Origin of the sequence: Clostridium senegalense JC122, assembly GCF_000285575.1 — a bacterium.
In the GTDB taxonomy this organism is placed as follows: Bacteria; Bacillota; Clostridia; order Clostridiales; family Clostridiaceae; genus Clostridium_J; species Clostridium_J senegalense.
This window is the reverse complement of sequence record NZ_HE611057.1, coordinates 1-14,952: the sequence shown is the minus strand read 5'-3', so window position 1 is coordinate 14,952 and position 14,952 is coordinate 1. Positions and strand designations below refer to the sequence as shown.

General features: G+C 27.3%; 14 protein-coding genes, 1 tRNA gene, 1 rRNA gene, 1 pseudogene and 1 riboswitch. Of the genes and pseudogenes, 14 read left to right on the top strand and 3 right to left on the bottom strand.

What is annotated here, in order from left to right; genetic code table 11:
- The first annotated feature begins 29 nt into the window (after positions 1 to 29).
- The 4 genes from rrf to sfsA all read left to right on the top strand — a co-directional run bounded on the left by rrf (position 30) and on the right by sfsA (position 1,332).
- Positions 30 to 147, top strand: a 5S ribosomal RNA gene (gene rrf, locus CSGHG_RS18915).
- 6 nt (positions 148 to 153) lie between these two features.
- Positions 154 to 229: transfer RNA gene (locus CSGHG_RS18910), tRNA-Lys, on the top strand.
- Positions 230 to 395: 166 nt separating this feature from the next.
- Positions 396 to 611 (top strand): DUF3006 domain-containing protein, encoded by a 216-nt coding sequence (locus CSGHG_RS18905; protein ID WP_010299710.1) that lies wholly within the window; start codon positions 396 to 398, stop codon positions 609 to 611.
- Between the two features lie 28 nt (positions 612 to 639).
- The gene (sfsA, locus tag CSGHG_RS18900) at positions 640 to 1,332 is read left to right on the top strand and encodes a DNA/RNA nuclease SfsA (RefSeq protein WP_010299705.1); all 693 of its coding nucleotides are present in this window, start codon (positions 640 to 642) and stop codon (positions 1,330 to 1,332) included.
- A 41-nt stretch (positions 1,333 to 1,373) separates the two neighbouring features.
- On the opposite strand, the gene CSGHG_RS18895 is transcribed toward sfsA, so the two are convergent.
- Positions 1,374 to 1,715: a hypothetical protein gene (locus CSGHG_RS18895; RefSeq protein ID WP_010299702.1), complete on the bottom strand. Its 342-nt coding sequence runs from the start codon at positions 1,713 to 1,715 to the stop codon at positions 1,374 to 1,376.
- Entirely contained in the window at positions 1,715 to 2,941 is a 1,227-nt protein-coding gene (locus tag CSGHG_RS18890; protein ID WP_052314821.1) for a DUF1576 domain-containing protein, read from the bottom strand. The genes CSGHG_RS18895 and CSGHG_RS18890 overlap by 1 nt, the downstream gene beginning before the upstream one ends.
- A gap of 188 nt (positions 2,942 to 3,129) precedes the next feature.
- Here CSGHG_RS18890 and CSGHG_RS18885 point away from each other — a divergent pair, with 188 nt between their 5' ends.
- From CSGHG_RS18885 to CSGHG_RS18855, 7 genes are all read left to right on the top strand, one after another.
- Positions 3,130 to 3,822, top strand: coding sequence for a beta/alpha barrel domain-containing protein (locus CSGHG_RS18885; RefSeq protein WP_010299689.1), 693 nt, complete (start codon positions 3,130 to 3,132; stop codon positions 3,820 to 3,822).
- A complete protein-coding gene (locus tag CSGHG_RS23770) occupies positions 3,822 to 3,995 on the top strand; it encodes a hypothetical protein (RefSeq protein ID WP_010299678.1) in 174 nt (57 codons plus the stop codon). Before CSGHG_RS18885 ends, CSGHG_RS23770 begins: the two co-directional genes overlap by 1 nt.
- A gap of 193 nt (positions 3,996 to 4,188) precedes the next feature.
- Entirely contained in the window at positions 4,189 to 4,374 is a 186-nt protein-coding gene (locus CSGHG_RS18875) for a hypothetical protein (RefSeq protein WP_010299676.1), read from the top strand.
- 173 nt (positions 4,375 to 4,547) lie between these two features.
- The gene (locus tag CSGHG_RS18870) at positions 4,548 to 5,624 is read left to right on the top strand and encodes a pyridoxal-phosphate-dependent aminotransferase family protein (protein ID WP_010299675.1); all 1,077 of its coding nucleotides are present in this window, start codon (positions 4,548 to 4,550) and stop codon (positions 5,622 to 5,624) included.
- Positions 5,625 to 6,170: 546 nt separating this feature from the next.
- Positions 6,171 to 7,079 (top strand): D-2-hydroxyacid dehydrogenase, encoded by a 909-nt coding sequence (locus CSGHG_RS18865; protein WP_010299674.1) that lies wholly within the window; start codon positions 6,171 to 6,173, stop codon positions 7,077 to 7,079.
- 18 nt (positions 7,080 to 7,097) lie between these two features.
- Positions 7,098 to 8,342: a DUF1015 domain-containing protein gene (locus tag CSGHG_RS18860; protein ID WP_010299672.1), complete on the top strand. Its 1,245-nt coding sequence runs from the start codon at positions 7,098 to 7,100 to the stop codon at positions 8,340 to 8,342.
- A gap of 193 nt (positions 8,343 to 8,535) precedes the next feature.
- Positions 8,536 to 9,285, top strand: coding sequence for a tRNA threonylcarbamoyladenosine dehydratase (locus CSGHG_RS18855; protein WP_010299670.1), 750 nt, complete (start codon positions 8,536 to 8,538; stop codon positions 9,283 to 9,285).
- Between the two features lie 63 nt (positions 9,286 to 9,348).
- Here the strand turns inward: CSGHG_RS18855 and CSGHG_RS25160 are convergent.
- A pseudogene (locus tag CSGHG_RS25160) lies at positions 9,349 to 10,530 on the bottom strand (class I SAM-dependent methyltransferase).
- Between the two features lie 201 nt (positions 10,531 to 10,731).
- On the opposite strand from CSGHG_RS25160, the gene CSGHG_RS18845 reads away from it, so the two are divergent.
- The 3 genes from CSGHG_RS18845 to mgtE all read left to right on the top strand — a co-directional run bounded on the left by CSGHG_RS18845 (position 10,732) and on the right by mgtE (position 14,684).
- Positions 10,732 to 11,901, top strand: a complete 1,170-nt coding sequence (locus CSGHG_RS18845) for an MFS transporter (protein WP_010299668.1) — start codon at positions 10,732 to 10,734, stop codon at positions 11,899 to 11,901.
- A 14-nt stretch (positions 11,902 to 11,915) separates the two neighbouring features.
- The gene (locus CSGHG_RS18840; RefSeq protein WP_010299666.1) at positions 11,916 to 12,854 is read left to right on the top strand and encodes a GNAT family N-acetyltransferase; all 939 of its coding nucleotides are present in this window, start codon (positions 11,916 to 11,918) and stop codon (positions 12,852 to 12,854) included.
- Between the two features lie 57 nt (positions 12,855 to 12,911).
- Positions 12,912 to 13,077, top strand: a riboswitch (M-box (ykoK) riboswitch).
- A gap of 269 nt (positions 13,078 to 13,346) precedes the next feature.
- Positions 13,347 to 14,684, top strand: a complete 1,338-nt coding sequence (mgtE, locus tag CSGHG_RS18830) for a magnesium transporter (RefSeq protein ID WP_010299664.1) — start codon at positions 13,347 to 13,349, stop codon at positions 14,682 to 14,684.
- Positions 14,685 to 14,952 lie beyond the last annotated feature (268 nt).

Below are 14,952 nucleotides of genomic sequence, written 5' to 3'. Positions count from 1 at the left end.
AAAAAAGTAGTTTGAAAAAATTATTTTAATCTGGTGATGATGGTTTAGAGGGTAACACTCCTTTCCATTCCGAACAGGCAAGTTAAGCCTCTAGACGCCGAGAGTACTGCACGGGAGACTGTGTGGGAGGGTAGGTTGTTGCCAGGTAAGTATGGTTCACTAGCTCAGTCGGTAGAGCACATGACTTTTAATCATGGTGTCCGGGGTTCGATTCCCCGGTGAGCCACCAAGTCGTAGTATTTATACTACGACTTTTTTATATATAAAAATATTAACATATACACAAATGAAAATAAAAAAAGTGGACAGAATACTTAATGACGATATAGATTGTGGATAAAATATTATAGGAGGTGAAATTTAGTAAAGAAAATATTTTCCTTTACTAAAAATATATGAATTTTATAATAGATAGATTTGAAGGAGAATTTGCTGTTTGTGAAAAGGAAGATAGAAATATGGTTAATATAAAAAGAAAAGATATTCCCAAGAATGCTAGAGAAGGAGATATTATTTTTTTAAAAAATGATATTTTTTATATAGACGTAGAAGCAACAAGAAAGCGTAGAGAGGAGATAGAGGAATTAAGTAAAGATTTATGGAGCGAATAAATTATAAGGTACTTAATTTTATGTAGAAATGATTATAAAAAATGATATTTTAAAAGTTAAGTTTGTTAAAAGGCCAAATAGGTTTCAAGGGTATGTAATTATTAATGGAAAAGAGGAATTAGTACATGTTCCTAATACAGGAAGATGTAAAGAAATTCTTATACCTGGATGTAATGTAATTTTAAGAAAAGAAGATAATCCTACTAGAAAAACCAAGTATGATCTTATTGCTGCATACAAGGAAGGAAAATTAATAAATATAGATTCTCATATTCCCAATAAGGTTGTGGAAGAAGCCCTTAATTTAAAGAAAATTGATAAATTAAAAGAATATAACATAATACAAAGAGAAAAAACATTTGGAAAAAGTAGATTTGATTTTAAATTGAGCAAAGATACAGGAGAAGAATATTATTTAGAAGTTAAAGGTGTAACATTAGAAGAAAAGGGACATTCAAAATTTCCAGATGCTCCTACAGAAAGAGGAACAAAACATTTATTAGAGTTAGTTGATGTAATTAATAGTGGTAGAGGAGCAGGAGTATTATTTTTAATACAAATGGATAATATAAAGACCTTTACTTGTAATGATGATACAGATGAAAAGTTTGGAAAAGCTTTAAGATATGCTAAAGAAAAAGGTGTTGATATTTTTGCATATCAATGCAAGGTTTGTGAAAATAGTATAGAACTATATGAGAGTGTGGAAATTATAATTTAGTGTTTTTCTAGTATAATAAAAAATCGTGATACCACGATTTTTTAATTTAATCTTATTAAATTTATAGTTAATATATTATTAGTATAATTTATAGAAATTTCGTCAGTCATCATTCCAACTAAGGAAAGCTCTGAGTTTGTATCATCACCACCATTTAGTAACCAGTAATATTCCTCTATTTCAGGTTTTCTAGGTGTAGATAGTAAAAAGTACATTTTATCTATAGATTCTTTTGATAAGTCTTCTATTTCACTAGTTAAGTTTATTATAACTCTATCATCTAATTTAGAAAATTTAACATCTATATTTTTGCATCCTATATTAAGACAATATAACATTATTTCATTTATAATTCGCATGTTTCTTTGATTAATATGTTTCATTACTCATTATACTCCTTTTTAAATGCAGTTATGAGAGGTACTAAAATTATTGCTACAAATCCAGCGGCAAATCCATTATGATATAAATTCATTCCGCCATGTAAATATCCTATATTCATCACCATAAATATATGCATAAATCCGGCTATAATGCCATAGGGCCATCCAAAATTTCCGGCTATAGGACAAAGTGCAGTACTAAAAAGCATTCCTAATATCATACCAGGAGAGTTTAAATCCCAAATGCTTAAATAGGCACCTAATAAAGCTCCAATTATAACTGGAAATATATTTTTAGGGTGTTTACCAAAAGAACCAAATCCAGCTACAGTAAAAATTCCAGATAGAGTTGCACCATTTAAGTCACCTTTAATTAATAATACAAATATAGTAGCAAGTAATCCTAAAATTCCTATATTAAGATAAGTAATTGAAGGGCCTAAAATTGAATAAAAATCTGTAACTAGCTTTCCGGAATACTTAAATATGCAAGGATAATTTTTAAATACATTTTTATCACCAATATATGATACTATAATAATAGTAGTAAATACAAATATTAAAAATATTAGCAAAATTAAATTGTTACCTGCTGACCATAATAATTTTTTTTCGAAATTCATACCAATGGCAGCGAATAGGGAGGCTAGAGCAGTACCTAAAAGACCTCCAGCAAGACCAACATTAGCAAGACTATATCCTTGATGTAAGTGTACTGTATAAGAAGCCATTGGTGGAAGTATAAAACCTAGTAAACTACTTATACTTAAAGATATTACAATTGATATTAAGTTAGGAAATACATTAGAGAACATTAGAAATGTTACTGTTGGAGCTAATGTTGTTCCGAATAACATTATAACCACGAAGTTAGAAAATGGTGTTTTTTGGTATTTAGAATATAACCATACACCAAATACTATTGGCCATATGTTAATTATGTTTTTACCAAACAATGAAAATCCAGCAGTAGTTAGCAACCCTGCTATTATAGGGCCAGTTGGCTCTATTTTTAAGTACAGTAATAATAAAGTTAAAGTTAACATTACAAGGGCTGAATTTAAAAAAGAAGGTCCTAAACCAGCTAAAGCTATGTAATCAGTTATTAATATATCAGATTCCATTACTATTTTAGTTAATCCGCTAAATAATTCAATCGGAGGTTCTAAAAGTAAAGATATAAAAAATAATACAAAGCAATATGAAATGATGAGAAAATAGGGCAAATATTTTGAATTTTTAAAAGTTACTATAATATGTCCCTCCTTAGTTAGTTAGATATTTTATGTTTATAGTATAGCATGTACAGATATTTTAAAGCTAGAATTTTTATTTAAAATTATTGTATTACAATGAGTTATAATATATATTATATATATTAATCATATTTTATAAACGGTAAAGGAGAAAAGTTATGAGAAAATTTGTACCAGAATTTAAAGGATTGTTAAGAAGCCATATGATTGAGTTACCTAGAGCAATTAGAGATGCTAGCGGAATTATTATATTTGGTAAGAGGCTAAAATCCTTTGTTTTTTCAACTGACGTAGCAATAATAAGGAATACAAATGCAGATGCAGTTATTGCAGTATATCCTTTTACTCCTCAACCGAGAATAACAGAAGCATTGTTATTAGCATCTGATGTTCCCGTATTTTGTGGAGTTGGTGGATCTATTACCACAGGAAAAAGAATAATCAACTTGGCTTTAGATGCTGAATTTAAGGGTGCTATGGGTGTTGTTGTTAACTCATCTACTCCAAATGAAGTAATACAACAAATGAGAGAAACAATAGATATACCTATAATTGTTACTGTTGTTTCAGAATATGAAGACATAGAAGGAAGAATAAATGCAGGAACTACTATATTAAACGTATCTGGAGCTAAAAGAACAGCACATATTGTAAGAAAAATAAGAGAGAAGTATCCTGAGTTTCCAATTATGGCAACTGGTGGACCAACAGAAGAAAGTATTAAAGAGACAATAGAAGCAGGAGCTAATGCTATATCATATACACCACCATTTACAGGAGAAATATTAAATGAAATAATGGTTGCTCATAGAAAGAGATATAAGTTACAAGAAAATGAGGAGCAACAATAATGGGTGCAGATATTGTTGTTTTTAACTGTAAAAAGTGTCCTGAGTACATAAATAAAAATTGTAATGGTATGGAAAGTAATTGCATGTGTAGAAATTGTCCAAGAAATTTAGGACAGTGCATAATAACTAAATATTGTAGGGAAACTGAATCAATTATAGAAGTGGAAAATTAGCAGAATTTTTAATACTGCTAATTTTTTTTGCAAAAATACAAATACTATATAAAAATAAATTTCAATTCAAGTTCGCTTATGGATTTTAAAAAATCTTTATTTAAAGTGTACTTTAGTATTTATTATTAAGGGTATATAAAAATTTATAAGCCCTATATAAAAATTAAAATTTATATGATAAGGAGAATTTATTATGATTAGTAATGAAATAAAAATGAGAGTTGCACAAAATTGTCCTGGTTATAGCTGTAGACACACATATTCACTTATGAGTTTTGTTGAATCTAGTCAAAGTTGTAGTACATGCAAAAACTATATAAGAGGAAAATGTATTAAGGATTTATTCGATGATGTTTATGGAAAAATAAGAGTAAATTAATAATAAATAGATATATAGGTAACTATTTGATTTCTAAATTGTTTAGAATATTTAATAAATTTGCAATATTTCAACTTGAAGAAAATTATTCCAAATGATAAAATTATATTGATTTTAGATATACTTAAAATTAAAGGGGACTATATAATTTATTAAATTTTGGAGGGGTTGTAATGCATAAAAGATTATTTATACCTGGACCAGTAGATGTAGCACCAGATGTGCTAGAAAAAATGTCTATGCCGATGATAGGACATAGAAGTAAGGAAGCTTCAAGAATTCAAAGAACTATAAGTGAATATATGAGAAAAATATTTAATACAAAAGAAGAAATACTTCTTTCTACAAGTTCAGGAAGTGGTTTAATGGAAGGGGCCGTTAGATCATGTACTGCTAAAAGAGCAGCTATTTTTTCAATAGGAGCTTTTGGAAATAGATGGTATGATATGGCTATATCAAATAATGTTCCAGCAGATAAATTTGAGGTTGAATGGGGAAAACCAACTACACCAGAACAAGTTGATGAAGTTTTAGCTACAGGAAAGTATGACTTAATAACAGTTACTCATAATGAAACTTCTACAGGAGTAATGAATCCTTTAGATGAAATTGGAAACGTTGTAAAGAAATATCCTAATGTAGTATTTTGCTTAGATACAGTAAGCTCAGCTGCAGGTACAGAATTAAAAGTGGATGAGTGGGGAGTAGACATATGTATTGCATCCACACAAAAAGCTATAGGACTTCCTCCAGGAATGTCTGTTTGTACGTTTTCACAAAAAGCAGTAGAAAGAGCTAAAGAAGTTCCAAACAGAGGAATGTACTTAGATTTATTATCATTATATAACTATATTCAAAAGAAAGATTATCAATATCCTTCAACTCCATCATTATCACACATGTTTGCGCTTGAATATCAACTAGATAAAATTATAAATAAAGAAGGATTAGAAAATAGATATAAAAGACATATAGAAGGCGGAGAGATTGTTAGAAGCTGGGCTAGAAAACATTTTGAAATATTCCCAGATGAAAATTATATGTCTAACACATTAACTAATGTGAAAAATACAAGGAACATAGATGTAGCTGCATTGAATAAAGCTTTAGGAGAAAGAGGATATCAAATATCTAATGGATATGGAAAACTAAAAGATAAAACTTTCAGAATAGCTCATATGGCAGAAACTACACCAGAAGAAGTAAAAGAATTATTAAAGGTAATAGATGAAATTTTAGGATTTAACTAAAAAATAATAGATAATTAAGAATGTAACTTGCTATAATGTAGTGAATAAATTTTAAATTAAAAAGCTTATTAAAATGCTATTTAATTTAAGCTTATAATCACTCTTTGTGGTGCCTTAAACTTACAGTATAAAAGATAGAGGGTAATTTTGGACACCAGTATGTATTAGCTATAATTTATTTTAAGTTATAGCTAATACAATGCAAATACATTCTTAATTTATTATGGTATGTATAATGAAATAAGCTTATATTTAAGGCTTATTTATCAAATCTTTGTTATTAGTTAATAAAAATAAGTACAACTGTAGTTAGTTAATAGTTAAAAGAAAGCTATTAACTAGCAGTAAAATATTAATTTTTAATCTTCTTATTTGGTAAATGAATAGCTTTAAAGTTTAGTTTAGAGTCCTATAGTTGGATGAAAATTATATTTAAGTTGTTTGGGGAATTAATTTAAGTATATGGCCAGTATTTAGGAATCTAAAAACATATAAGTATGATTTTGAAATAGATAGGAATAAAAAGTAAATTTGGGGGGCTATAAAATGATAAGAATATTAGTTACTGATGGTATGTCAGCTTCAGCTGTTAAGGATTTAAAGGAAAAAGGGTTTGACGTTGTTGAACAGTTTTATGAACCAGAAGAACTTGGAAATGCTCTAAAAGAGTTTGATATAGTAGTTGTAAGAAGTGCTACAAAGGTTAGAAAGCCAATAATAGATAAAGCTTTAGAAACTGGAAAATTAAAACTTATAATACGTGGTGGTGTAGGTGTTGATAATATAGATGTGGATTATGCAAAGGAAAAAGGAATAAATGTTAGAAATACACCAAATGCTAGTAGTGCATCAGTAGCAGAATTGGCACTTGCACATATGTTTGCAATATCAAGATTTGTTTCACTATCCAATGTATCTATGAGAGAAGGTAAGTGGGATAAGAAAAAATATAAAGGAACAGAAATATCAGGCAAAACTTTAGGATTAATTGGTTTTGGAAGAATAGCTAAAGAATTAGCTAAAAGAGCTGAAGTTTTAGGAATGAAAGTACTTTATAATAATAGAAGAGGTAAATTAGATGATTACAATAACTATGAGTATTGTACATTAGAGGAATTATTACAAAAGTCAGATTACGTATCACTTCATATACCAAGCCAAGGTGAAAAAGCTGTAATAGGTGAAAACGAATTCAAGTTAATGAAAAAAACTGCTTATTTGATAAACTGTGCAAGAGGTGGAGTAGTTTGTGAAAAAGCTTTAATAGAAGCTTTAAATAATGAAGTTATAGCTGGTGCAGGAATAGATGTTTACGAAGAGGAGCCAACTAAAAATACAGATTTAATAAACCATCCAAAAGTTTCTGTTACACCTCATATAGGAGCGTCAACAAAAGAGGCTCAACAAAGAATTGGGGAAGAAATAGTAACTATAATAACAGAAACTTTTAAATAAAGAGGGGGGAATCTACCTATGGCAATAGTAAGATCATTTAAAGCAATAAGACCAAGAAAAGATTTAGTAGATAAGGTGGCTGCATTACCATATGATGTTATGAATACACAAGAAGCAAGAGAAATGGTAAAATCTAATCCATATTCTTTTTTACATGTAGATAAAGCACAAATTGATTTAGATCCAAGTACAAATCAATATGATAAAGTTGTATATGAAAAGGCAAGAGATAATCTTTATGGTATGATTGATAAAAAAATATATATTCAAGATGCAGAAAAATCAATGTATATATATAGACAAGTAATGGATGGAAGAGAACAAACTGGTATAGTTGCATGTACATCTATAGACGATTATATGAATGATATAATAAAAAAACATGAGCATACTAGAGCGGAAAAGGAACAAGATAGAATAAATCATGTTGATTATTGTAATGCAAATACAGGTCCTATATTTTTAACGTATAAAAATGTAAAAGAAATAGATGAAATAGTTGAAAACTGGACTAAAAAGGAAGCTGAATATAACTTTGTATCAGAAGATGGTATTTCACACATAGTTTGGTTAATTGATGATAAAAATATAGTAGAAAAATTAGAAGATTTATTTAAAGATGTTAAATATCTTTATATAGCAGATGGGCATCATAGAGCAGCCTCTGCTGTAAAGGTGGGCCAATTAAGAAGAAAAGAAAATCCAAATTATAATGGAAATGAGGAATTTAACTTTTTCTTATCTGTTATATTCCCATCAGAAGATTTATATATAATGGATTATAATAGAGTTGTTAAAGATTTAAATGGAAATTCTAAGGATGAATTTTTAAATAAGGTAAGTGAAAAATTTGAAATTAAACCTTGTGATATATGTAAGCCATATAAACCATCAGAAAAATGTACATTTGGTATGTATCTAGACAAAAAATGGTACAAGCTTACAGCTAAAAAAGGCACTTATGATGAAAAAGATCCTGTAGATAGTTTAGATGTTTCTATATTACAAAATAATTTATTAAGACCAATACTTGCAATAGAAGATCCTAGAACAAGTGATAGGATTGATTTTGTTGGAGGTATAAGAGGATTAAAAGAACTAGAAAAAAGAGTGGAAGAAGGAATGGTAGTAGCATTTTCAATGTATCCAACTAGCATAATGGAGCTTATGGATATAGCTGATGCTGGAAGAGTTATGCCACCTAAATCTACATGGTTTGAGCCTAAGTTAAGAAGCGGTATATTTGTTCATGAATTAAAATAAATTTTATATGAAGTAGTAGGAAATGTTAAGTTTAATTATTTTTTAGATAATTACTAACATTTCCTACTTTTTTATTTGATATTAAGTTAATATTTATGTAAAATATAAAAAACCATTTAGTTATTAAGATTTAGGTAATAATAAAGAGTATAATTAAAAGGATTAAAATTAATATATAAAGGGAAGTGATTTCATGCCAGAACATTCATTATCAAGAACTGAAAGGTTGATAGGAGTTGAGGCTTTAAATAAGTTAACAAATAGTACAATTGTTATATTTGGAATAGGTGGAGTTGGAAGTTTTTCAACGGAGGCATTAGCAAGAAGTGGAGTTGGAACTCTTATATTAGTAGACAATGATGATATAAGCATAAGTAATATAAATAGACAAATTCATGCTACTTTTAAAACTGTAGGACAAAGTAAGGTAGAGACAATGAAAGAAAGAATATTAGATATAAACCCTAATTGCAATGTGATAACTCATCAAACTTTTGTTACAAGAGAAAATATACCAGATATAATAGGTGAAAATGTAAACTATGTTATAGATGCAATAGATACAGTTACATCTAAGATAGATTTAATAGTATATTGTAACGAAAAAAATATACCTATAATAAGTTCAATGGGAACAGGGAATAAATTAGACCCTGCTCAATTTAAAATTGCTGACATATATAAGACTAATGTATGTCCATTAGCTAAGGTTATGAGACGAGAATTAAAAAGAAGAGGAATTAAAAAAACAAAAGTTCTATTTTCAGAAGAACTTCCTGTTACTCCGTTACCAGAGGAAGTAGAGGATATGAAAGATAATAATGATAGTGAAAAAGTAACAATAAGAAAAAGAGCAACGCCAGCAAGTATAGGTTTTGTGCCACCAGTGGCAGGAATGATTATTGCTAGTGAAGTTGTAAAAGATATTATAAACGATTTATAGAAATTATTTATTATATTATAGTTTAATATAATAGTAAAACACTATCTTTTGATAGTGTTTTATTTACCATTCATTTAAATAACTATATAATGCAGGATATACATTGAAATTGCACATTAAATTCATATATTCATCCATTGCATCAGTATTTTCATCATATTTTTTTATAGCTTTAATCATAATGTTTTTAGGTGTTTCAAGAGGAGATATGTATTCAACTACGGAAACATCGTATCCCTTAGCTTCAAGAAGTAAGGATCTCATTCCATCAGTTAAGATATCAGCAAATCTTGTTTTAAATACACCATGTTTTAAAACAGATTTTAAGGGATCATATCTATATTGAGATAGTAGTTCTTTATGGCAACATGGAACTGCAATTATAATATCAGAATCTAACTTTATACCTAAAGCTAAAGCCATATCTGTAGCTGTATCACAGGCATGAAGAGAGATAACAACATTAATATTTTTATCTGTTTTATAATCTTTTATATCTACAGCATGAAATTCCATATTTCTATAGCCAAGATTCTCCGCTATTTTTTTTGAACTATCTATAACAGCTTTTGAATAGTCTAAACCAATAAAATGGCATTTTCTTTTTTTACTTCTGTAAAATAATAATTAAGAACAAAAGAGAGGTAAGATTTACCACAACCACAGTCTAAAATATTTATCGTTTTGTTTCTAGGTAAATTGTCTAATATTTCACTTAAAAGCTCAACATAATGGTCTATCTGATTATATTTTCTTACTTTATCATTTTTAATTTTACCATCTTTAGTCATTATGTTAATTTCTTTAAGTAGTGTATCTGCTTTTCCAACTTTTATATAGTAATCTCTATTTAATAGGGTAGAAATATTTCCTGGAAAATCTTCTTTTTTTACTTTCTCATTAGACTCAATATCTTTTGTTTGTGTATTTTTCATTGATACATTCTTATTATCAGCAGTTATAGAAATAACTTCACCACGCTCACTATAAATAAGAGAGAGGCTATCATACCTTTCAGCTTCTTTTATAATTTTATTAAATAATTCTGAGATAGAAACTTCTTTAGTAACTCCGTTAAAGTTATATTTTAATAAATTATTATCTATTTTTTGCTACACCTTTAAAAGTTTTAAGACCAGCACTATAAATTACATTAATATCTTTGAAGATAGATAAATTTTCAGTGTATCTGTTCTCTAAGCCTATTAAAAATAATTTTAATTTAGATATATTAGATTTATTCACTAAGATCAACCTTTCCGTTTTAAAATTTTCTATAAGATTATATTACTATAAAACTCAAATTTAAATAGTATTTTATAAATTCTTGTTTAAAAACGATATATACTATTAATTTAATAAATATATTATGTATTTTAACCTATATTTAGCTATTCAATCTAAATAGGTTATAATATATAATTAGTATTTGAAGGTGGTGATTTTTTGAAAAAGAAAAAGAACATATCTACATTAATATTTATATTTATCACTATGCTTTTTGTTGCTGTGGCAGACAATGTAAAAGGGGTATTAGTTCCAGCATTTAAACAAAGTTTTTCAATAACAAATTCTAATATAGGTGATATATTTTTAATAGGTAGTATAGGTTATGTTTTATTTACTTATTTAGGTGGAATATTATGCGAAAAAATAGGACAAAAACGAACTTATGGATTAGGTTTTTTAATAGTAGTTTTGTCAGCATTTTTGTTTTATGTCTCTAGTGGATATAAAATGCTATTGATATGCATATTTATATTAAATATTGGAATTGCATTGATATGTATATCAATAAATACTTTAGTTCCCATGCTAGCTATAGGATTTCAAGCAGTAGCTATGAATTTAACTCATTTTTGTTATGGTGTAGGGTCTACGCTAACACAAGCAGGAACAGGAGCTTTTTTATCTAGAGGCTTTAACTGGAGAAGCATTTATATTTTTATAGGTGTTTTATTTCTATTGGCATTCATAATATTTTTATTTATACAAATACCAGAACCTAATGTAGATTATAAGGCTGTTGAAAAAGAGAGTAAGGGAAACATTAAAGTAGCTTTGAAAAATAAGATGTATTACTTTTATTCTATTGGTTTAGGTTTTTATGTATTCGCAGAAGTTGCAACAGCTAATTGGTTAGTAAATTTTTTACAAGAAACTTACAAATTTGATTATCAAAAGAGTACAATATATTTATCAATATTTTTTATATTATTAACTGTGGGAAGATTACTTGGTGGATTTGTAGCAGAAAAAGTAGGATACTTTAAAACGGTTATAATTTCTCTTACCATTGCATTAATTTTATATACTAGCAGTTTGATGCTAGGTGAGAGAGGAATGTTTTTAATTTGTATATCAGGATTATTTTTTGCTATTACATTTCCAACTGTGGTAAGTACTATTGGTAATACTTTTAAAGAAAATGCTATATATATGTCTGGAATAATAATTACAACTTCAAGTACTATTAATATGTTACTAAATAAATTTATAGGAAATCTTAGTGATGTGATAGGTACTGAAAAAGCATTTTATTTAATACCGATTAGTTTAATAATTTCCATAGCATTCTTGGTTTTGACTTACAGAAATACAAAAACTTTAGTTTGAGGTAGGGATTTATGATGAATAAAAGTGCTTTAGTTGATTTGGTTGTAGCAAAAGGTAGAAATAAAGAATATACAATAAAAGATAGATTAGGAATAACAATTGGCAGAATATATATAATTGAAATTGATGAAGTTAATAAAAATTGTTTGTTTAGGTTAAAATTTTATAAAGAAAATAATAGCTATGAGTATATGTTAGATACTTTAAAAATTATGTTAAACATCTTGTTTAATAATCATAAAGTCAATAAAGTGAATGTTTTATGTAGTGAAGAATTAGATACTAATGCATTTACAAATATAGGATTTGAACTTGAAGGAATATTACAAGATAATATTATAAATAATTGTAATAAGTATGAGTATGAGCTTTTATTTGGGATAACAGAAAATATGTATAAATCTCATTATATTAACTTAGGAACAAGTTTAAAGGGTGGAAATATAAGATTAAAGGTATTAACTCCACAAGATAGTAATGATTTATTAAATTATTATATGAGGAATAGAAAGTTTTTAACACCTTTTGAACCACATAGAGATGAAGGGTTTTACACTATAGAAAGTCAAAAACAAAGTTTAATAGAAAGTTATAAACAATTCATAAAAGGTGAATCAGCTCATTTTGGAATATATTTAAAAAATAAATTTATAGGAAGAATAAGAATTAATAATATTGTTATGGGTGTTTTTAAAAATGCATTTATAGGATATTCAATTGATGAGGAATACCAAGGAAAAGGTTATATGAAAGAAGCTGTAAAGCTTGCTATTGAATTTGCTTTTAAAGAACTAGGATTACATAGAATTGAAGCAAGTACAATGATAACAAATGAAAAATCTCAAGGTGTATTAAAGGCATGTGGCTTTGAGGAGCTAGGTATAAGTAAAAATTATCTATATATAAATGGAAAATGGCAAGATCATAAAATCTTCTACAAAAACAATAGGTAAGGGTTTACTTTAGTTATTGATAATAGTATCATTAAATTATATAGAAAAATTAAAAATTAATTATCTTGTTAGGTGAGGTTACTGTATGAAAATACGCCACTGCCCAGAAATGTCCAGAGACGCCAATGGGTTAGCAGATACTATCGAATTAAGGTTTTATCTAATGTGGCTGAGAAGAACTCTACGTCTTACAGAGCTAAAACTCAACGTATTAAGGGAAATTAGATTTTAGAATTTTAAATATAGTTTTATTTTGATTTTAAATCTCTCTACTTAATGGTTTGAGAGATTTTTATTTTGTTTTTAAAATAAATTTTAGGAGGTGACTGCCATGGATGATGGAGCCAGTAGTTTTATTATAGGCAAATTGGTAATGGCTGCTATTCATGCAGTTACTAATAAATATATAAACAATTATAATATACTATTTAAAAGTTTATAATATATAGGTAAATAGTGTGAATAGCAGTACCTAAATAGGAGGTATTGCAAATGGAATTCAAAAAAATAGTAGAACTAATAAGAAAAAATAAATTTGTTGAAGCAAAACATTTATTACAAAATGAAAATCCAGCAGATATAGCACAATTATTAGAAGAGTTAGATAGTGAAACTATGCTAATAGCATTTAGAATTTTATCTAAAGATTTAGCAGCAGAAGTATTTTCTTATATGAATAAGGAAGATATTCATTATATTATAGAAGCAATAAATGATGATGAACTTAGAATTATAATGGATAGGATTTTTTTAGATGACACTATAGATATTTTAGAAGAATTGCCTTCAAATGTTGTAAATAGAGTTTTAAAAAATACTAAAGAAGGAAAGAGAAAACAAATTAATTCCTTTTTAAATTATCCTGAAAATTCAGCAGGAAGTATAATGACCATAGAGTATATGAGTCTAAAGAAAAAGATGACAGTAGAAGAGGCTATATCACATATAAAGAAAAATGGAATAGATAAAGAAACTATAGATACTTGCTATATAATTGATAAAGATAGAAAGTTACAAGGAGTTTTATCTATTAGACAGTTAATACTGAATGATGATTATACACAAATAGAAGATATTATGAAAAGCAATGTGATTTATTGCAATACGCTAGAGGATCAAGAGGATGTTGCTGATAAGTTTAAAAAATATGATTTTACAGCTATGCCAGTAGTAGATAACGAAAAAAGATTAGTAGGAATAATTACGATAGATGATATAGTTGATATAATAGAACAGGAAAATACAGAAGATATTCAAAAAATGGCAGCTATGGAGCCATCAGAAGAAGAATATTTAGAAACTGGTGTTTTTAAACTAGCAAAAAATAGAATTATATGGTTATTAATTCTTATGATTTCAGCTACATTTACAGGTGCTATAATACAAAAATATGATGAGGTATTACAATCTGTTGTAATTTTAGCAGCATTTATACCTATGCTTATGGATACAGGCGGAAATGCAGGTTCTCAATCATCCACACTTATAATAAGAGGTTTAGCATTAGGTCAAATAGAGATGAGAGATATTTTAAAAGTAATTTGGAAAGAAATTAGAGTTAGTTTAATAGTTGGTGTAATTTTATCCATTGTTAACTTCTTCAGAATATATTATTTACAAAAGGTTGAGTTAGCTATTTCAGCAACAGTTAGTATAACATTATTTTTTACTATTGTTATAGCAAAGGTAGTAGGTTGTGTACTACCAATAGTAGCAAAAAAATTAAAATTAGATCCAGCTATAATGGCTAGTCCATTAATAACAACAATAGTAGATGCATTATCATTAATTATTTATTTTGGAGTAGCTACTTTATTATTAGGAATCTAAAATTATATAGGTCATTTAACAATAATGTTTTATTGTTAAATGACTTTTTTAATGCTTGAATTTAGAAAAAATAATGAGAAAGTAATGAAAACTTAAAATAAAAAAGGTGTTTTTTATAAAAACAGTTATTTTTTATGAATACTGTACCAGGAGTGTCGATAGATGAATAGTAGAGTATATATAAAGTAAAGTAAGTAAACAAAAAATAAATACAATTAATAGTAATTTTATCAAAAAATAAATAGGATTAAAAAATATATAATAAATC